This window comes from Paenibacillus sp. 01T431 (assembly GCF_056398625.1).
Genome location: NZ_JBFTPT010000001.1, coordinates 504362 through 523501, shown reverse-complemented (window position 1 = coordinate 523501; position 19140 = coordinate 504362). Strand labels below are relative to the sequence as shown.

Below are 19140 nucleotides of genomic sequence, written 5' to 3'. Positions count from 1 at the left end.
AGCACGTATATGTTCTTAGAGCCTTGAAGTATCATGAGTTTGGCGGCTGTAAGCACATATATGTGCTTATGGAGTCAATTCGCAGTCGGAGCGGGACTTTTGGCGGCTGTAAGGTTGCTTACAACAAGCTAGTGTTCGGATTTGTACATGCAATTGGAAAACATGATATAATTATGTGTGCATTTACCTTGCAAGCAATATGATCATTTAAAATAGACATTGTGACGTTGGAGAGGGGGGATATTGATGTTTGCGAAGCGCCTTAAACAGCTGCGTAAATCGAGGAAATTAACGATGCAGGAAGTTGCTGATTATTTAGGAGTTGCGAAAAGCACCTATGCAGGCTATGAATCCGGCTATCGACAGCCGACTCTTGAATCCATTCAAACCATTTCACGCAAGCTGCGCACTTCCGCTGATTATCTTCTTGGGCTTACTGATTATCCTGAGCCGCCAATCGAGCTCAATCATAATGCGAAGGAATATTTGAATTATGATCAGCTGCACTGGGATGGGGTTCCTTTGGAAAAGGACGACCTGGATTTAATTCGCAACTTGCTCGAACGTGTACTCCGCGATCGCACCTTGCCAAAGGATGGATGATCTATCCACTATATCTATATTTGATTAAAATAAGGAACTCCAAACGTTCTTAGCTTCAACCGCCCATCAATTGCAGCAGCTTCGCCTCGAATTGCCCTTGAAGCTGCAGCATGAGATCGCTGAACGTTTGCTCCCACTTATCCGTAATTTCTGCCTCCACATTATCCTTTTCTGCTTGTGCAATAATTCCCTGCATTTTTGTACTGCATGTCGCTTCCACCTTCGAAAGCCCGTCCATCCATTTCTGGCTTAACTCCTGAAACGCGTAAGGGTCAGACATATCCAATTGCGCAACACTTGTTTCCGCTCCTGCCAATACATCATTCATATCCTGCGTACACTTAGCTTGAATCTGGACAATCTGCTGCTCATACTTTTCCGTTGACGTAATTGGAGCTTCCGTTTCCGGCACATTTGGCTGATCAGGCGAAGGCGAAGGCGTTGGCTTTGGTTTTGTCGTTGGCGTTGACGTTGAACCATCATTCGGCTTCGTCTCCGTCCCTTTGTTCGGTTTAGTTGTACTTGATGGCTTCGTCGTCTGAACGGGCAAAGGATTTTCATTTTCCCCAGCCGGCTTATCCGCCTCTTTCTCCGGCAGTACAGCTTCCCCTCCACTTCCAGCAGGCTTACCCGCCACCTGTTCCACTGGTTTGCCGGTTTTGTCAGTTGTTGGCGGTACGCCATCTACAGTTGGACTCGTTTTCTCAGGAGCAGTCCCATACAGTTCTTCCTCACTCAGCTGTGCTTGCTCGTTTATTGCTGCGCCATTCGCATTCACAATAAGTGATTGTTGTGAGGATTCATTCCAATAGAGACCGCCCCACACAAATAATAGAATAAGCGTTAGCGAGCCTAAAATAATATTAATCGTATCCGGCTTCTGAAGCCGAGGACGCCGTTTCTTCCTTGCATGATGCTTGCTCATATTATGCTCATACCACCTTCCGTTTTGAATAGAAAGAAGCCAGTCTCCTTTCTCTTAGACGAGAAGGAAGACTGGCTGCTTTTTGTTAAGATCGCATGATTTCCGTAATAATAGTAGTAAGCAATTTGTTGACCTTGCTTTTCGTTTCGTTTATCGCCTTATTTTTCAGCGCGTTCGTTGTTTTTACTTTATTAATCTCATCAACAGCTACATTTCTAGCCTGTACAACATCCATGATCAGTTGTGCCTTCTGCTCATCGTTGGTCGCTGCTTTCAGCTTTTTCTTAACCTCGTTCAGCTTGCTATCCAATTCTTCAGCTATTCTCTTAAACTCTGCCTTAGGATCAATTTCCACATCTTCATTAACGAGCGTCACCTCTTGCTGGAAAATCACTTTAGCAGAGCCGCCGTATGGATTCACTAACGTCGCTTGAATAACAGCCGTACCATTAGCAACCTTTTTCGGAATCGTTACTTTCCCTCGCGAATCGACCGTGACATCTTTGCTTCCCGATACTTTCTTCCATTTCAAGAACGAGGATGGCAAAACAGTGCCAAGCAGCTTCAAGCTGTATTCATGCTGCCTTCCGCTAGCCGTAATCTTCACCGCCGAAATAACTTCTGAACGGATATAAGCAACTGTTAATGCGTTAAGGGCCCGCTCATCATATTTCAGCTTTAGTTGGAATTTAAAAACAGATAGTCGTACATCAGCCGATTTAACACCTAAGTTGTTCAGCGCCTCGCTTAATGCATAATCATCCTTTTTGGATAAAATTTCACCCATGGCTTCCATAATAACCGCATTTATTTTTTCCTTGTTGCCGAGCAGCTGAGCGATCTCCTGCGGCTTCATATCCGAGATAATTTTGCGAACGGTCCCTTCAACACCAAGGCGGTCAGCTCCATCACCGAACAACAGAACGAGGAAATCATCCATGCTGAGGCTTGTTACCCCGCCTGCTGCGGCAATCGTCTTCAGTGCAGCACGGAATTCTGGATTCGTTCGAATCGCTTCAAGTCCCTTCGCTTCTGGATCATATTGCAGGGAGCCTACAGACTGAATGATCTGGAACACAGTCTTCTTCAGCTCCGCTTGATTAACCGATGCAGGAAGCTTAGGAGCAATTTTGACCCAGACAGGATCAATAAGTGATTGATCCTTGGCAAAATCAAGCTTGGCGATCTCATCGCGCAAATTGCGTACATCCTGCACATCCGAAGGATCTCCAGCAAGCAGTGCCGCGTGAAGCTTATTCATTCTCTCAAGGAATTCTTCTGCCGGGAAGTGTTCTCCCTCTCCATTTGTAGCTGTTAACGTAACCTCTTTCTCAAATATAACTTTAGCTTGTCCACCATATGGGTTAATCAATGTGGCTTGAACAACCGCCGATCCGCTGGCAACGCCTCGCGGAAGCGTAACCGTACCGCCAGTAGATACTTTCACATCTTTGCTTCCAGATACTTTGCTCCACCGCAGCGCAAGCGGCGGAACATCCACGCCGAACACCTTCAAGCTGAATTTTTGCTCACGGCCATCTTCACTGACTTTAACAGCCTCGACAGCTTCAGAGCGCATATGAGCGATAATTAGCGCTTGAATTGCCGGCTCATCCATCTTCAATCGAGCTTGGAAGTTAAGCATGGTCGCAGCAGACTCCTCCGCAGTTACACCCAACTGGCTTAAAACGGAGCTCAACTTATAATTGCCGGTTTCACTTAGCAGCTCCTCTGTCTTCTCGAGCAGCAGTGTGGAAATCGCTTGCTTATCTCCAATCAACTGCAGCAGCTGAGTCGGTGACAGGCTGGCAAGCTTCTGCCTTATCGCGCCATCTACACCTGGGTTAACGCCACCATCGCCAAATAAAAACATGAGAATATCGTCTATTACAAAGCTAGTTTCGCCGCCTCCGGCTGCTCCAAGCTCAGCTAACACAGCACGATATTCTGGATTTTTGCGAATCTCCTCTAAACTTGCAGCCTGCGGGTCATATGGAATCAAGCTAATTTCCTTAACCATATTGAATAAAACAGCCTTCAGCTTTGCTTGGTCTGCTTCTGCGGGCAGCTTAGCCGCAATCTTCTTCCAAATCGGATCAATTAAATTGTGATCCTTAGCAAAGTCCAGCCCAGCAAGCTCATCACGCAAATTGCGAACAGCCCCAATATCTGCTGGATCTCCTGCTGCTAGAGCAGAATGCAGCTTATTCATCCGCGCAAGGAATGACTCTACAGGAAATTCGGTCTCATGCGAAATTGCAGCGTTTAAGGTTACCTCTTGCTCAAATATGACTTTCGCCGAGCCACCGTATGGATTAATCAGCTTAGCCTGAATAACAGCTGTGCCGGTTTTCGCAGCATCCGGTATAGTAACGACACCCGTAGGCAATACCTTTACATTAGAATCGCCGGATACCTTTGACCATTGCAGCACTTGTGGGAAAAGATATACGCCGAACACATTTAAGCTATACGAATGCACACGACCGGTGTAGTCTATTTTCACGCTTGACTTCACGCTTGAACGAATATACGCCACAGTCATCGCGCTGATCGCAGGCTCGTCCTTCTGAAGCTTCACCTGGAAGTTTTGTACGGTCGCTCTTACATCCTGCGGCGTCACGCCTAAATTTTTCAAAATAGAGCTGAACTTGTACTCCTTTGTCTCACCCATCAGCTTCTCCATCGCTTGAAGAAGAACCGTTACAATGCCCTGCTTATTGCCAAGCAGCAAAATCAGCTCCTCCGGAGACTTCTCCGCGATCAGGCTGCCAATCGTTCCTTCAACGCCTTTACGGCTGCTGCCATCGCCAAACATAAAGACAAGAAAGTCTTCTAATCGGATGTTCTCGTCACCGCCGGCAGCTGCAATCGTCTTTAACGTTGCACGAAACTCTGGATTCGTGCGAATAGCCTCCAAATCAGAGGCTTCAGGGTCGTAACGGAAGGAGCCTACAGCCTTGATCAACCGGAACAGGCTCGCTTTAAGTTCCGCTTTATCGGCAGACTCAGGAAGCTTCTCGCTAATTTTGGTCCAAATCGGATCGATCAGCTGCTGATTTGTTGCCTCATCCAGACCGGCAATTTCATCTCGCAAATTTTTAACCTCTTGCATGTCCTTCTTGTCCCCAGCTGCTAGTGCTGCATATAGAGCCTGCATACGCTCCAAAAACACGCTTGAAGGCAGCGCAGCTTCTGCCGCACTCGCCGCTTGAACAAATCCCAGCTTCTCGGTCAGCCCTTTCTGGCTGAGCGGCAATCCGCCTAGCGATGCTGTAAGCATGGAGATCGCCAGCGCGGATAAGGTTACTTTTTTTCGAAACGTCATTTCATTCACCTCTGGTCATTAGTTTGGTTTAAAATTGTAATACAGGTATTTGCTGCTTTACGCCTTGATTAAGGCTAGGGCGGCCTACGGAGTAATAAACAAATTCAGTACCAACCAAATGCTCCTCTTCGAAAACATTGCGGCCGTCAATCAGAATCGGACTTTTCAATACTTGTTGAAGCAGTCCAAGGTCAACATGCGAGAACTCCTCCCACTCTGTCAGCAAGCAAAGCGCATCCGCATCTTTTGCCGCTTCCATCGCGTCCTCACACCATTCAACACCGCTAATTTCATATAAAGTGCGGAAGTTGTCAGTCGCAATAGGGTCATAAGCCTTGACCTTAACGCCGTTGTCCACCAAATGTTGAATAATTTCCGATGCCGGCGAATCGCGCACATCATCGGTATTCGGCTTGAATGCAAGCCCCCATACTGCAATCGTCTTGCCTGAAAGCTCACCTTGAAATATCGTCTCCAGCTTGCGAATGACGTTGAAGCGTTGATCCTGATTGACCTCTACTACCGAGCGCAGCAGCTTGAACTCATAATCAACATGTCCGGCAATTTGAATTAAGGCGCTTGTATCTTTAGGAAAACAAGAGCCCCCGTAGCCGATTCCCGCTTTTAGGAATGATGGGCCAATTCGCTTGTCATAACCCATTCCTTCAGCTACCTTCGTTACATCTGCGCCTACCTYCTCGCAAATATTAGCGATCTCATTGATAAATGATATTTTGGTAGCCAGAAATGCATTGGACGCATATTTAATCATTTCAGCGCTGCGAATATCTGTAATAACGATTTGTTCCGTTAAGGGAATATGAAGCAGCTTCATAATTTCTGCTGCGCTTTGTGAGCTGGCTCCAATAATAATGCGATCGGGATGCAGCGTATCTTGTATCGCCGAGCCCTCGCGCAAAAACTCTGGCAGCGAGATACTGTCAAACAACTCACTCGTATGGGAGGCGATGACGGTTGCTAGACGTTCATTCGTTCCAACGGGTACGGTGCTTTTTACCGCTATGATTTTATAACCGTTCATCGCCTTTGCAATCTCTATGGCTGCTTGGTCAATGTAAGATAGATTAGCCTCGCCATTTGGCAGCGGCGGTGTTCCTACCGCCAAAATAATAATGTCCGATTGCTGTACCGCGCTTCGCAAATCAGTCGTGAAGGTGAGCATTCCTGCTGCTCGGTTCGACGCTGCGAGCTCCTTGAGGCCTGGCTCATAGATCGGAATGCCGCCAGCGTTTAGTGTCTCAATTTTGCGCGGGTCCTTGTCTACGCAAATGACGCGATTGCCAAGCTCCGCATAACAAATGCCCGACACGAGCCCCACGTAGCCAGTTCCAATAACCGTGATGTTCATGCTATTCGCTCCTTCATTGAATGATTTATTTATACGGTGCATATTTGCATAATCTCATTCCAATCGAAGGCAAGCCGGACGATGTCCTCTTCAATAAGCTCCGTCCCTGTCTGAATTTCGATAATGTCCATTTCTGTTTCTGCGCGCAGACTATGAAGGCTTTCTTTCGATATCGTTAGCACATCGCCTGATTTCACTTCAAAGCTTCGACCATTCAGCACCATGACGCCATGTCCGGCAACAATCGTCCATACCTCATCTCTCAGCAGATGATATTGATAGCTTAAGTTCCGTCCTGGCGCAACGCATATTCGTTTAGTCAGCACTTCCTTGCCGTCGGGATATTTCAAATAATCAAGCACACGATAGCGGCCCCAACGACGCTCCTCATACATCGGACGCTGGTCGGAATGCTTCATGACCTCCTTGATCATTGGACTAGCCGCTTTGTCCGATACCAAAATCCCGTCCGGACTCGCCGCTACAATGACATTCGATACATTCAGCAGCGTAATCGGGATGTCGAGCTCATTAATGACATGCGTGTTCGTTGAATCTCCCGAAATAATCCCTTTTCCAATAAGCGGCGTTTCAATTTCCTCGGTCAAGGTGTTCCAAGTTCCAAGGTCTTTCCAATCGCCCTCATATGGCAATGCCACGATATGATTGGACTTTTCTACGATTTCATAGTCAAAGCTGTTTTTCGGCATCTTCCCGTATTGCTTCAGCATCTCGTCGTATTGAATCGGCAGTTCACTAGCAATCAGAATGTTAATGAGAAAATCAAGCTTGAATGCAAAAACCCCGCAGTTCCAAAGTGCAGCCTGCTCAATCATGGCTGCCGCTTCTTCTTCGCGGGGTTTTTCTCTAAAGCTGTTTACATTGACATAATTGTTCGCCTCAGCTGCAAGCTCAGGAACGATATAGCCGTATTTTTCCGAAGGATACGTTGGCTTCACGCCCATAAGCGCTAAATCTGCTCCTGATTCATTCAAAACCAGTTCAAGCTCCTTCGTCTTATGGAAAAACGATTGCTCCACGTAGGGATCAACTGGCATGACAACGACTGTTTCATTCAAGCTTACGCCTTGCACCGAATATAAATAGGTTGCTGCGAGCGCGATAGCAGGGAAGGTATCCCTTCTTTCCGGCTCGACGATCACTTCAATCTCGCTTCCGAGCTGACTATGGATCATATCTACCTGCGGCTTGCTTGTTGCGATATAAGCATGCTCGCGTAAACCCGCCTTCGTGATTTGTCCCCATACGCGCTGAACCATCGATTCACGCTCGCCGCTCTCGTCTTTTAGCACCTTCAAAAACTGCTTGGATCTCGATTCGTTCGACAACGGCCACAGCCGCTTGCCCGAGCCTCCGGATAGAAGAACAATCTTCATGTTGATTCCTCCTAATCGTTTTTATGATACGGTGATTCGATTTGCACTTACTCTCTTCGATATGCCAAGATCATTATGCTTCGTTCTTCACCACCAGCTGCGCTGACTTGATCCCGCTGGTCCATGTATTGTAGTAGTTCGAGTTTTTGCCATATGAGTTATCGAGCAGCGTATTAGGCTTGTCCATCAAGCAGGATAATATATGCCCGTGCAGCCTAGAGGTTTGCACGATGCGATAGCCGCTGAAGCGCTTGACCGCTTTGTCTACGAGATAGTCGGAGTACTTGCCCCATATCGCCTGCATCGGCAGAGGGACACCGCTTTTCGTCATCATTTGCCCGATCATCTTAATTGATTTTTTCTCGACGCGATTGTATAGGGAAGCCCAGTCCAAATAATCGCCTCTCCCTGCCAGTTCAAAGCTCGCCTGCTCGCTTGTCTTCTCGATGTCGGTACGGAAGAAGCAGAGCAGCTCCTTGCCGGGGCTGCTTTTGGGCAAAATCGGCCACAGCTGATGTGCCATATCCGGCGATAAGTATACGCAGCATTTATCAAATTTTTGAGCTGCTATCCCATAGGACAGCGTATCCCGTACAAAAAGATGAACATCCTTATGCGCGTTAAAAATACGCGCCGTGCGATCATACTCCGCTTCCTTCTCGAAGAAAATCGTCTGCGGCAGCAGTACAATTCGGTGATTAGGATAATCCTTTACGATTTTCTCCCGCAGCTTCTGATGAACCGGGTACAAATCACCAAAGTTGCCTCCGCCTTGAAGCACGATAATTTGATCATTCGGAATGGTCAGCTTGTCTGGAAAATCAAGAACGCTATAACGCGCAGCCACGCGGATATGATTGTCTTTAAAAAACGCCTCTGCACCCTTCATAATGAGCAAATCGCCGCCATTGTTGTAAACGGGATAATCGATATAATAAATGCTTGAACCCGGTGGTATCACCTTCGTAATTCGGAGAAGCATCTTTTTGAGGCCCTCCATCGGATGTACCTGTGTTTCAACTTGCATATCAACGCGCTCCTTTACGTTGTTTTTTGTCTTTCAAACGCTCAATTAAAAAACGGAAATCATTTTTATCAAACAACATCCCTGATAGCTTTACTTGGAAAATAATTCTCATCGAGGCCAACGTCACTACTAAACGAATGACTGCGCCGATTAATAAAGCAAGTGCAATTCCATTTAGCCCATACAAGGGTGTAAACAGAAAAAACAATCCGATGGTTGCCGCTAAGGCAATAAGCTGGCGGACAAGCACCAGCCCTGGACGGCCCATCGCATTAAAAGAGGATGCCAAAATCCATGAGCCCCCGCCGAGAATGCATTCGAACGACAGCAGATAGAAGGCCCCGCTTGCTTCAAGGAACGGCGCTCCGAACAGGATGCCCATCAAATAACGCCCGATGAACATGCTCGGGATGACGACAATCGTCATCAGCAGCATCGATAGCCGAAACGCCCTGCCTACCGTTGCGATGATGGCTGACTTCTCCATGCCGGTAACCTTCGGGAACACAACGTTCGTAATCGCCATCTGTACGACATTGAATACGCGGGACAGCGCATAAACGACGGTGTACAGCCCTAGTTCTCTAGCAGTCAGCATCGATAGAATGACAAGCTTGTCAAACTGTGTGTAAAGCGTGCCGAGAAGCTCCACTCCGAACACTTTGCTTCCATAGCCGAATAACGCTTTCGCTGCCAGCCGATTGCCGAGTCCCTTCAACCAGTTCATCTGAAGCGTTTCTCTTAAACTATAGAGTGACCATGAAACGACAAGCACGCTGGTTACGAGAAATACAAGCGAAGCATTATGCAGGCTTAAATCGCCAATCGCCCATAACCCCAAGAGCCCAACCAGATTGCACAGCGGAACCAATAAGCGCAGACCGTTATAAATGTTAAACTTGCCAGTACTTTGCGCCAGCGCCGATATTAAATTAATAGCGAGTAGAATCGGCAGCATGAGTACCGTATACCATCTCGTAATTTGAATGATGTCAGCAGGATAGTTGCCGAGCCAAACCGGCAGCCATATCCACGCGACCACGCCAATGATGATGCTAACGGGAATTTGAAATAGAAAACCCGCTCTAACAAAATCGCTGCCGCTGCCTTTGTTTTGCTTCATATTATAAATAAGAGAGGTCGGCAGGCCGAAGCCAACAAGACCCGCGAGAAGCGTTGGCCAAAACAAAATGGCTGAAAATTCGCCCTTGCCAACAACGCCGAACATACGCGCCGTCACGATGGACGTCAGCGTGCTGATAACCATGACTAGCAGGTTCGTTGCACTCGTGCGCATAATCGTTTGAACGAGGCCGTTGCCTCTCCACGCTTTTGATATAGCAAGCTGTGCCATAGCTTTCCGTCAACCCCTACCGTTATAGCGCAGAATGCCGACTAATGACCCGTTGCGATAACATATTTTCACGACTTGACTGATGAATTTCTTAAAATGAAAAATCGACAGCAAGGATGTTCCGATTGCCTGAATCATTCGGATCACATGTTTTACGATAGCAAAGAGGCTTCGATCCTGCCGCTTAACCGCATCGCTCACGCCTTGCCAGAAGATCCGCTTCAAAAACCATTTTTTTGTCGTTCTCTCCTTGGCAATTTTGTGTTGAACGGATCCATATGGCGTATAAAATACTTTGTAGCTTTCACGAATCCGTGCGATAAGCTCACTTTCCTCACTTGAGAGCAGGTTTGTGCCTACCCGCCCAAGATCCTCTCGGAACGGCTTATATTTATGAAAGACGCTTGCCCGAAACGCAACGTTTGCGCCATATGGAATGGACGGTGCAGGCATTTCCTTCACAACGTTTGCATAATCAAGAATCGTGAATACCGAGCGATGCTCCTCTGGAATCCAGTCCGGCTCAGCCGCTTCCCAGATCGGATCAATTTTGCCGCCTACACAGCCAATCGCCGGATCGCTTTCGAATACGTTCACAATATGCTGCACCCAGTCCCGCGAAGCCAACGCATCATCATCCAAAAATAAAATGAATTCACCGTTTGCTTCCTTAATCGCTCGATTGCGGGCTACCGACAAACCAAGCTTGTTCTCAAAAATATACCGAATGCTTGGACCATACCGATATGCAAGCTTGCCTACCACTTCAGCCGTATTGTCTGTTGATCTGTTGTCGATTACAACAATCTCGATTTGTTCCCGCTCAAAGCTTTGAGCAATTACGCTCTCTATTGCCTCTCCCGTATCCTTCGCCCGGTTATGGGTGCAGATGGCCACCGTTACCTTCATCCTTTATCCCCATCCTTGGTAAACATTTTTTATCCTCTGTGCGATCGCGCTCCAGTCGAGCTCCTTAAGCACTTCTTCGTACTTAGGCGTCTTATGCTCTCTCTTCACATTTAACGCGGCTTTCATTGCATTTTCGAGACCGTTATAATCGCTTGGGTTGTAGCTCACGACCATATCCTCCATAAAATACTCATCGATAAAATCATTGTCAGGCATGACGATCAGCTTCCTGAACGAGAGGCCAAGTATCGCAGAGCCGGAGGTCGTAATTTCCTTGTACGGCATCACCATCACATCAACGGCGCTAATCAAGTCAGCCACTGCTTCATTTGGAATGAAGCGCAGGTCCAAAATAATGTTTTCCTTATCCTCTACCCGCTTCAAATAGGATTCCATTTGCTTGTCCGCTTTGCCCGCAATGATCAGATAGGTATTTCGAGTTTTGAACGCATTAAACGCTTCAATTAAATCCTCGACACCCTTATACGCCTTGATTGCCCCTAAAAACAAATAAACATCAGCTTCCTCGCTGATGCCGTAAGATTCTCTGAAGTTGAAGCCTGTAGGCTTGTACACGCCAAGATAATGACCATGCTTTACAACAAAAAGCTTGTTAGCCGGCACTCCGAATTCCATCATAACCTTACGTTTGATCGACTCCGAAGCAATCAGCAGCTTGCTGCAAAATTTGCAAATGATCGTTCGCATGTAACGCTCCAGCCGCTTAAACTTAACCTGATGCGGATACAGGTTATGAATCGTCCAAACCAGCTGCACTTTTCGCAGCTTCAAATAAATCATCGTCATTATAAATATGATCGATTTCACCATGAACAACAGCAGATTATCATTCTGATAGGCATGATGCATCCAGTGAATATGGACGATGTCGCCAGCTTTCGCTTGCCCGACCTGAAGCGCTAGCTTGCCATGCTGCAAATCCTTCACTTCCATGCCTGCACTGCTGAGTGAATCGGTCAATAAATCATTGTAAAAGTTCAATTCGCTTGATTTTGGCCACATCCATACTTTCATCGCCGTACGCTCCCTTTAGTTATATCTGCGAACCCATTCCTTCGTAATCTGGAGCTCGCGAATAATCTTTGCGGGTGCACCGCCTGCCAGCACATTATCCGGAATATCCCGCGTTACGATGCTGCCTGCAGCTATGACTGAACCGCTGCCAATCGTTACGCCAGGCAAAATAACAGCTCCGCGTCCAATCCACACATTGTCCGAAATGACGATGTCCTTGCTGCCAGCTCGGTCTTCCATATCTACGGGGTGGAAGTTCGTATCGATAATGTTCACCATCGGACCGATAATCGTGTTGCTGCCAATTCGGATCGACTTCGTGCAGCCAATGTCGAGGCCATAATTAAAAAACACATTATCCCCTACCCAAAGCTCCGCCTGCTTCTCTACGGTAACCGAAGAAGGCAGCGGCTTCGCATGGAAGGAAACATTTTTCCCAACGATGAACCGCCCTTTGTTTCGCAAGGCCAGCTTTCCGGAAATACGGCCAAGCCTGCCAGCTGAACTCGCCTTGATTGGCAGTATGGCAGCCCCTTTTAATACAGCCATGAGCTTGCCGAAGCTTAATCGATTATATACGGTGCTCATCTGACCATCCCGCCTGCCGCTTCCGATTTTAAGTTTGGCGCAAGCAGCTCACGATATGTCGACTCCACCTTCTTCGCAATGGAGCTCATATTAAAGTCGCTCATTACGCTTGCATAACCTTGGCTTGATAGTTCCTCATAATCAACTTCCCCATCGTAGACGCTTCTCATCGTCTGATACAGCTCTTCCACATCGCCGTCCTTCACGATGAAGCCGCCTCTCGTATGATGGATAATTTCTGGCGCTCCGCCCGAATCTGCAACGATAACTGGCGTTTCAACGAGCATCGATTCAATAATGACTCTGCCAAACGGTTCGTTAAGGGAGAAGTTTATCGTTAAATCACATTCCTTCATCACATCTAGCGGTTTTTTGCTGTAGCCATAGAAGACCACATGATGCTCCAAGCCGTAGGTCAGCACCTTTTGGATCATGTCATTGTAATAGTCATCCGATCCGTCAACGGATGCATCGCCCACGATGAGCAGCTTCCAATTGTTCCGATTGCTGTCGCTCAGTTTCTTCACTGCCTCGATCATGAGATGGTATCTTTTCCATTCCACAATCCGGCCGAACGTGCCGATGACGAGTGTATCATCCTCCATAAAGGCTCTGCTCTTTCTCGTCAAAGCAAGCTCTGGATCAACACCGTTATAAATGATCGTCTTGTTGCTGCCCTGAATCGAATTGGCTACAAAATGCGAAATGCATATTACCTGATCGAAAAATTTAGGCAGCACTTGGTTGAACATACGCAAATGGGTATAGTCGCGATGATGCCAGATCAGCTTTGACTTCGTCATAAACTTTAGCGGAGCTGTGTACCAAGGTGCGCGCCAGCCGTTGGCATGAACGATGTCGATGCGATTTTTACGAACAAAGGACTGAATCTTAAGCACCGTTTCGATATAACCTAAGCCTAGTTTTTTCTTAATGCTGCCCAGCTGCAGCGGAAAATGAACATAATCCGATCTAATTTCATTTAGATACGCCGCATCGCGAGGGCTTAACAAGAAAATCCGATATTTTGACGTGTCCAAATAATTGATGAGATGGATCAGGCTTTGCTCAGCGCCGCCCTTCTTATCCGCGTGGGTAACAAACAACACATTCGTTTTACTTCGACTCATATTAGAGCACCTGCTTTACTGGATAACTGACGTCCAAGGATTGCATATATGTTTTCAATACTTCTTTGTGATTGTAATGGGTGCGCAAGAAGCTTTGCGATGACTCCAGCAATGATTTTGCCCTTTGAGGATCATCGAATAGCTGCTTGATTTTCCCATAAAATTGCTCCGGCCGATCAGCGACCATGATATGCTCGTTATCTACAAGTCCTGTTCCCTCGTAGCCGATGGAGGTGGAAATAACCGGCAAGCCGTTCTGAATCGCTTCAATCGTCTTCAGCTTGACGCCCGCTCCGTTCTGCATCGGGTTAACGAATAAATAGCCGCTTCGGTATATTTCATCCAAACTCTTTGGCGTATCATGTACAATGACATTCTTTAGGTTGTAGCTCTCGAGCCAGCTGAGGCTCTGTTTTCTGCTGTTCCCTGCTATGATGAACTTATAGTCCGGCTCCTTCAGCATCAGCGGGTGGATATGCTCCAGATACCACTGAATCGCTTCTCGGTTGTTCGGCATAAATAGGGAACCAATGAACACGACATGCTTGCTGCGAAAATCACTAGCTTCGAAGTTGACCTTCGTAACCGGAGGCGGAAGGAACAAGCTTTTTGCAGCAGGATGCTGTTTGCGGAAGCTTTCAAATTCCTTGCTCGATATAAACAAGTATTTATCCACCTTCTCCAGCATTTTTTTTTGCAAAATCGTGAATTTGCGGCTCTCCATGTGGTAATACATTTTGTGAACGACGTTTTTGGTGCTATTGGCTAGCGCCTTGAAATAGACCGCTTCATCGTTATGCACTCGCAGGATAACCGTATCATGCTTAATCTTTGGATTTTGCAAAACCGGATACACATAGTCGCCTTCAAGAAGTACATAATCGTAATCCCCTGCCAGCTCTACATTACTTAACTCGCTACGCGACTGCACCTGCATCGGAATAACATGCAGCAGATCAGCCAGCTTGCTTCTTCGATCACATAACGTGATCTCTTCCACGTAATTATATACTGTGTCCATATCTTCCTTAGATGGCATCTGCTTGCCGCAAACGAGCAAGTGGATTTTCCAGCCAAGCTCCGCCAGCACCTTGATTCTCCCCCATGTGTCTACCCTTCCGCCATGATCGGCGGGATAGGGAAAATCACTGCACACCACAAGCATCTTCATTTGGATACCCCCGACCTTTTTGGTTGATCTATATCGTTTTTTCCTAAATAAAGGCTAATAAAAGCAAATAGCAGCCATATCTCATATTTAATCTCCAAGGAAACAAGAAGCATTGAAAATAAGATAAAAACTAAAGCAAGAAATAATATAGAGCTGGATTTCACTTTGACGATCAGGTTTTTGGCAAGCAGATAAAAGAACACAACTGCGAAGAGCCCGCCAAACATAATCCATTGGAAAAAGCCCGATTTGACGCCTAAGTTTTTGTCCGAACCCGAATATTGCAACAGCTCCCCCGCATTAATTTGGCTGATGCCAAATGTATTGTAATAGAAATGGGACATCATGCTGATCGAATCATTCACATACTTATCGAAATACATGAGATATGCTCCTGTGCCAACCCCGAGCGGATTGTGAAACACCGTAATCAGCGCGATGATGATCGTTCCCATACGCGTGTAGGAAGATGTGTAGTTTTCGATGTCATTACTGAACGAGCTGACCAGCCCCGCAGAAAAATTAGTGATGAACATATACATGGCCAGAACGACTGAGATGAGCAAAACAAAATTTTTCTTTTTTCGAAAATCCAAAAACTTAATCATCGTCACGACTAGCGTGAACAAGCTGATAATCATAAACCCTTTGGAGCCTGTAATAAATAAGTAAAACAGAAAAAAACCTGAAGCATAAACGATCGTTAGCGTCTTGCCGAAGCTGTTCAAATACTTTGTCAGATATACCAAAATGGATGCATATACGACCACGATGGAGCCCGTCGTGCTGCTCTCCGAGGTCAACATCCGAACCCTCCAATAAGGGCTGCTCCCTGCATGCAAATACGTGAAGGCGTTCGGCATACTCATAAGCTCCAAGATCATAATGACCGTCAGCAGCGTAACGATTGCAAGAAAGCAACCATACAGCGTCTTAAAGCTTGTAATTTTGGAAAAAACAAGCTGCATATGCCTGATATAAAGCAGGATGAGCACAAAATAAATAAGTACCTTTATCGCTTTGCCAAGCAGACTCTCTGATCCGAAGCTGTAGCTGCCTTGAATGAATTGAATTAGCAAATAGGCAATGCTGATAAAGCACAAATATAAAATAAATCCGAATATATACTTCTGCAGCATGCTGCCATGCATCACCCGCTTATGCTTCGCCAGCAGCCCAATTTCGCATAACACAAACAGCGGAACCAGCAAAATAATGGGTGACCTGCCAATCTCGCCGATTATATTGACTAACGGGAAATCCTGGTAGACGGTCAGCACCAGCAAGAAGCATAAATAAATCGCCAAAAAGATTTGCTGCTTCTCTTCTTTTTTGGCTAATTTAGCTTTAATCACTAGATTGCTTTGCAAGATTTGGCTCATCTTCTCTCCATCCCCGTAAATCTAGACGTATTTTTTGACGGCGGAGGATAACGGTTTGCTTGATTTCTGCAAGGCTTCCTCGTAAAGCCGCTCGATTTGGTTGTTCATTTTATCCGAATGGAATTTCTCTTGGAAAATGTCCCATCCCGCTAGGCCCAGCTCTCTCAGCTTCGGCTTGTCCAGCTCATGAATGATGTCTGCCAGCTCCTGCTTATTATCGAAGTTGAATACATACCCGTTAACGCCATCGCTAATAATTTCCGGCAGCGCACCTCGATTGCTCGCAATAACCGGCTTCTTATTCCGCAGCGCTTCAATGGCGACGATGCCGAAGCCTTCCCAGCGAGAGGGAATAATGACCGCATCACAGGATTGCATATAACGATCGATCTGAGAATTGTCCACCCAGCCGATCTTAATTGTGTTCTCAGGAAACTTGTATTCAACTTCCTTCAGCACAGTATCGCCAACCAAATATAAGCGAACGTTTGTAAACCGATGCTTGTTGAACACCTCAAGCAGCAGATCAAACCCCTTCTGCCGATCGAAGCGTCCTACATAAAGTAGATGAATCATGTCAGGATCAGTCTCGAAAGGCGGCGTGCTTACTTCCGCCGTATCCGAAACGCCGTTATAGACGACTCCCGACTTGGCTGCTGGCAGTCCATAATGCATGGCCTTCTCATATTCATGCCTCGAAATATTGATAATGAAATCAGTCCGAAGTGCGAGCGTCTTCTCAACTAAGGCGAATATCCGCTGCTTCCACGGCTTTATATCCATCAGAAAAGCCCACCCATGCGCATTATAGATGACGATCGGGCGCTTGCTCTTGAAAAAAAACAACGTCCGCAGGAAAACACCTGCGAACGTTCCGTGTACATGTACAATATCAGGCTTGAAGTCCTTTACCTTACGATGAATAGCTTTCATGGCTTTCACAAAATAAGCCGGCTTCCTCTTGTAAGGGTACAAGCACAATCGATCTTGGCTAATTTGAAGCGACTCAGGGCTCGAATTCTGCTCAGAAGCCATAAGAAAAATATCATGTCTGCTCGCTTGGTAGCTCAGCACCTCGTTCAAGTGCGTCTCGATACCGCCCTTCGTAAACTCCGAAATATGCAGGATTCTTGCCATTTTTATCAACTCCTCAAAGTTTTGCGTAGCAAAACTAACTTCGTAAGCATAAGCTTGTTTTGCGAAGCAAAACTATCTTCGTAAGCCTTCACACTCTAAAAAGCATCCTGAGAGCCGACTAACGTTTTCACCGTTCTCAGCATAATTTTGAAATCGAACCAAATGCATCGCTTCTGAATATAGGTCAGGTCAAGCTCAACCATTTGCTTAAAGCATAGATTGTTTCTGCCGCTTACCTGCCAAAGCCCCGTGCAGCCTGGCGTTACGGACAAGCGCTGCTTGTCGTACTCCGTATATTCCGCTACCTCCCGTGAAAGAGGCGGCCTTGGACCAACCAAGGACATTTCGCCCCTCAGCACGTTCAGCAGCTGAGGCAGCTCATCGATGCTCGTTTTCCGAATGATCTTGCCGATCTTTGTAATGCGCGGATCATCCTTCATCTTGAACATTGCACCGCTAATTTCGTTCTTATCCAGCAGATCCTTCAGCTTGTCCTCCGCACCCGTCAGCATCGAGCGAAATTTGTACATGCGAAACGGCTTCTCATCCTTGCCGATCCTTGTTTGATAGAAGAAGACAGAACCTTTAGGGTCCTCCCACTTAATAAGGATAGCGATGATGATAAACAGCGGGCTTAACAGGATTAAACCGACTAGCGAACCAACAATGTCAATCGTGCGTTTGATAATCGAATACATGCTTACCGTTTGCTGAGCGCTGCGCCTATTCGAATAGTAATCAGAAACGCCGATTACCGCTTCATCCTGATATTGTGGAGGTGTCATCTTCTATCACTCCTTCCAGCTAATAACTGCTTGCTAAGCTCCCGTTCCATTAATTCCTCAAGCTCAGTCATCAACTGATACTTAATTTCATTATTTCTTAAGGCAAAGTCAAGCGTCGTCATAATGAAGCCAAGCTTCTCTCCGACATCATAACGAATGCCTTGGAAGTCAAAGGCGTAAACGCCTTTTTCTACGTTAAGCTTTTGAATCGCATCGGTAAGCTGAATTTCGCCTCCAGCTCCGCGCTCATGGCGTCCTAAATATTCGAATATATCGGGAGTGAGCACATAACGGCCCATGATGGCTAGATTGGAAGGCGCTTGTCCTTGCGGCGGCTTCTCTACAAAACGATTGACCTCATAAAGATTATCTACCCGCTGACCTGGGTCAACGATACCGTAACGATGCGTCTGATCAACGCCAACCGTCTGTACGCCAATGACCGAGCGGCCTGTTTTCTCATATTGCTCAATAAGCTGCCTTGTGCAAGGGACTTCTGCTTCTACAATGTCATCCCCAAGAAGCACTGCAAACGGCTCGTCCCCAATGAAGTTGCGAGCGCACCATACCGCATGCCCAAGCCCCTTCGCTTCTTTTTGCCTTATGTAGTGAAGATTCACATTTGATGATTTTCTTACCTTTTCCAATATATCCAGCTTGCCTTTTTCTTCTAATATATGCTCAAGCTCAAATGCGATATCGAAGTGATCTTCAATCGCCCGCTTTCCTTTACCCGTTACGACGATGATATCCTCAACGCCTGATTCAATGGCTTCCTCTACAATGTATTGAATGGTCGGTTTATCGACGATCGGAAGCATTTCTTTTGGCATCGCTTTGGTTGCCGGTAAAAACCGTGTTCCAAGTCCTGCGGCGGGGATAATGGCTTTTCTCACTTTTTTCATTTGATTTCACCCTATCCTATTATTTTTTTTGTTGTTAAGGGGCATCTAACCCCTCCTCACGTCACACCCTTGACGATTAACGTCTAAGGTCGGCT

At 46.5% G+C, this 19140-nt stretch carries 16 protein-coding genes; 1 reads left to right on the top strand and 15 read right to left on the bottom strand.

The genetic code is table 11. The features are described from left to right. The first annotated feature begins 246 nt into the window (after nucleotides 1-246). The gene (locus AC1DM9_RS02160) at nucleotides 247-603 is read left to right on the top strand and encodes a helix-turn-helix domain-containing protein (protein WP_441884881.1); all 357 of its coding nucleotides are present in this window, start codon (nucleotides 247-249) and stop codon (nucleotides 601-603) included. Nucleotides 604-658: 55 nt separating this feature from the next. Here the strand turns inward: AC1DM9_RS02160 and AC1DM9_RS02155 are convergent, their stop codons facing one another. The 15 genes from AC1DM9_RS02155 to galU form a co-directional block, all read right to left on the bottom strand. After that, nucleotides 659-1528 (bottom strand): hypothetical protein, encoded by an 870-nt coding sequence (locus AC1DM9_RS02155; protein ID WP_477578261.1) that lies wholly within the window; start codon nucleotides 1526-1528, stop codon nucleotides 659-661. An 85-nt stretch (nucleotides 1529-1613) separates the two neighbouring features. Beyond that, a complete protein-coding gene (locus AC1DM9_RS02150; RefSeq protein WP_477578259.1) occupies nucleotides 1614-4856 on the bottom strand; it encodes a hypothetical protein in 3243 nt (1080 codons plus the stop codon). 28 nt (nucleotides 4857-4884) lie between these two features. Then, a complete protein-coding gene (locus AC1DM9_RS02145) occupies nucleotides 4885-6225 on the bottom strand; it encodes a UDP-glucose dehydrogenase family protein (protein ID WP_477578257.1) in 1341 nt (446 codons plus the stop codon). Between the two features lie 29 nt (nucleotides 6226-6254). Beyond that, on the bottom strand, nucleotides 6255-7622 hold the full coding sequence (locus tag AC1DM9_RS02140) for a sugar phosphate nucleotidyltransferase (RefSeq protein WP_477578255.1): 1368 nt from the start codon (nucleotides 7620-7622) through the stop codon (nucleotides 6255-6257). 73 nt (nucleotides 7623-7695) lie between these two features. Then, a complete protein-coding gene (locus AC1DM9_RS02135; RefSeq protein WP_430059514.1) occupies nucleotides 7696-8649 on the bottom strand; it encodes a polysaccharide pyruvyl transferase family protein in 954 nt (317 codons plus the stop codon). 1 nt (nucleotide 8650) lies between these two features. Next, nucleotides 8651-10003, bottom strand: coding sequence for a lipopolysaccharide biosynthesis protein (locus AC1DM9_RS02130; protein WP_477578253.1), 1353 nt, complete (start codon nucleotides 10001-10003; stop codon nucleotides 8651-8653). A 9-nt stretch (nucleotides 10004-10012) separates the two neighbouring features. Then, nucleotides 10013-10912, bottom strand: coding sequence for a glycosyltransferase (locus AC1DM9_RS02125; protein ID WP_441884894.1), 900 nt, complete (start codon nucleotides 10910-10912; stop codon nucleotides 10013-10015). Nucleotides 10913-10915: 3 nt separating this feature from the next. Continuing rightward, entirely contained in the window at nucleotides 10916-11947 is a 1032-nt protein-coding gene (locus tag AC1DM9_RS02120) for a glycosyltransferase family 4 protein (protein ID WP_477578251.1), read from the bottom strand. Between the two features lie 15 nt (nucleotides 11948-11962). Beyond that, nucleotides 11963-12535, bottom strand: coding sequence for a DapH/DapD/GlmU-related protein (locus AC1DM9_RS02115; RefSeq protein ID WP_477578249.1), 573 nt, complete (start codon nucleotides 12533-12535; stop codon nucleotides 11963-11965). Further along, nucleotides 12532-13665: a glycosyltransferase gene (locus AC1DM9_RS02110; RefSeq protein WP_477510695.1), complete on the bottom strand. Its 1134-nt coding sequence runs from the start codon at nucleotides 13663-13665 to the stop codon at nucleotides 12532-12534. Before AC1DM9_RS02110 ends, AC1DM9_RS02115 begins: the two co-directional genes overlap by 4 nt. 1 nt (nucleotide 13666) lies before the next feature. Beyond that, on the bottom strand, nucleotides 13667-14836 hold the full coding sequence (locus AC1DM9_RS02105) for a glycosyltransferase family 4 protein (protein WP_477578246.1): 1170 nt from the start codon (nucleotides 14834-14836) through the stop codon (nucleotides 13667-13669). Continuing rightward, nucleotides 14833-16218, bottom strand: coding sequence for a hypothetical protein (locus AC1DM9_RS02100; RefSeq protein WP_441884904.1), 1386 nt, complete (start codon nucleotides 16216-16218; stop codon nucleotides 14833-14835). Before AC1DM9_RS02100 ends, AC1DM9_RS02105 begins: the two co-directional genes overlap by 4 nt. Before the next feature lie 21 nt (nucleotides 16219-16239). Further along, the gene (locus AC1DM9_RS02095) at nucleotides 16240-17355 is read right to left on the bottom strand and encodes a glycosyltransferase (RefSeq protein ID WP_477578244.1); all 1116 of its coding nucleotides are present in this window, start codon (nucleotides 17353-17355) and stop codon (nucleotides 16240-16242) included. Between the two features lie 95 nt (nucleotides 17356-17450). Next, entirely contained in the window at nucleotides 17451-18140 is a 690-nt protein-coding gene (locus AC1DM9_RS02090) for a sugar transferase (protein ID WP_076269100.1), read from the bottom strand. Further along, entirely contained in the window at nucleotides 18137-19045 is a 909-nt protein-coding gene (galU, locus tag AC1DM9_RS02085) for a UTP--glucose-1-phosphate uridylyltransferase GalU (RefSeq protein WP_076269101.1), read from the bottom strand. The genes AC1DM9_RS02090 and galU overlap by 4 nt, the downstream gene beginning before the upstream one ends. Between the last annotated feature and the right edge of the window lie 95 nt (nucleotides 19046-19140).

Bases quoted from the DNA above. Each gene is read 5' to 3' on its own strand.
- AC1DM9_RS02160 (WP_441884881.1), top strand. From the start codon at position 247: ATGTTTGCGAAGCGCCTTAAACAGCTGCGTAAATCGAGGAAATTAACG.
- AC1DM9_RS02155 (WP_477578261.1), bottom strand. From the start codon at position 1,528: ATGAGCAAGCATCATGCAAGGAAGAAACGGCGTCCTCGGCTTCAGAAG.
- AC1DM9_RS02150 (WP_477578259.1), bottom strand. From the start codon at position 4,856: ATGACGTTTCGAAAAAAAGTAACCTTATCCGCGCTGGCGATCTCCATG.
- AC1DM9_RS02140 (WP_477578255.1), bottom strand. From the start codon at position 7,622: ATGAAGATTGTTCTTCTATCCGGAGGCTCGGGCAAGCGGCTGTGGCCG.
- AC1DM9_RS02135 (WP_430059514.1), bottom strand. From the start codon at position 8,649: ATGCAAGTTGAAACACAGGTACATCCGATGGAGGGCCTCAAAAAGATG.
- AC1DM9_RS02130 (WP_477578253.1), bottom strand. From the start codon at position 10,003: ATGGCACAGCTTGCTATATCAAAAGCGTGGAGAGGCAACGGCCTCGTT.
- AC1DM9_RS02125 (WP_441884894.1), bottom strand. From the start codon at position 10,912: ATGAAGGTAACGGTGGCCATCTGCACCCATAACCGGGCGAAGGATACG.
- AC1DM9_RS02120 (WP_477578251.1), bottom strand. From the start codon at position 11,947: ATGAAAGTATGGATGTGGCCAAAATCAAGCGAATTGAACTTTTACAAT.
- AC1DM9_RS02115 (WP_477578249.1), bottom strand. From the start codon at position 12,535: ATGAGCACCGTATATAATCGATTAAGCTTCGGCAAGCTCATGGCTGTA.
- AC1DM9_RS02110 (WP_477510695.1), bottom strand. From the start codon at position 13,665: ATGAGTCGAAGTAAAACGAATGTGTTGTTTGTTACCCACGCGGATAAG.
- AC1DM9_RS02105 (WP_477578246.1), bottom strand. From the start codon at position 14,836: ATGAAGATGCTTGTGGTGTGCAGTGATTTTCCCTATCCCGCCGATCAT.
- AC1DM9_RS02100 (WP_441884904.1), bottom strand. From the start codon at position 16,218: ATGAGCCAAATCTTGCAAAGCAATCTAGTGATTAAAGCTAAATTAGCC.
- AC1DM9_RS02095 (WP_477578244.1), bottom strand. From the start codon at position 17,355: ATGGCAAGAATCCTGCATATTTCGGAGTTTACGAAGGGCGGTATCGAG.
- AC1DM9_RS02090 (WP_076269100.1), bottom strand. From the start codon at position 18,140: ATGACACCTCCACAATATCAGGATGAAGCGGTAATCGGCGTTTCTGAT.
- galU (WP_076269101.1), bottom strand. From the start codon at position 19,045: ATGAAAAAAGTGAGAAAAGCCATTATCCCCGCCGCAGGACTTGGAACA.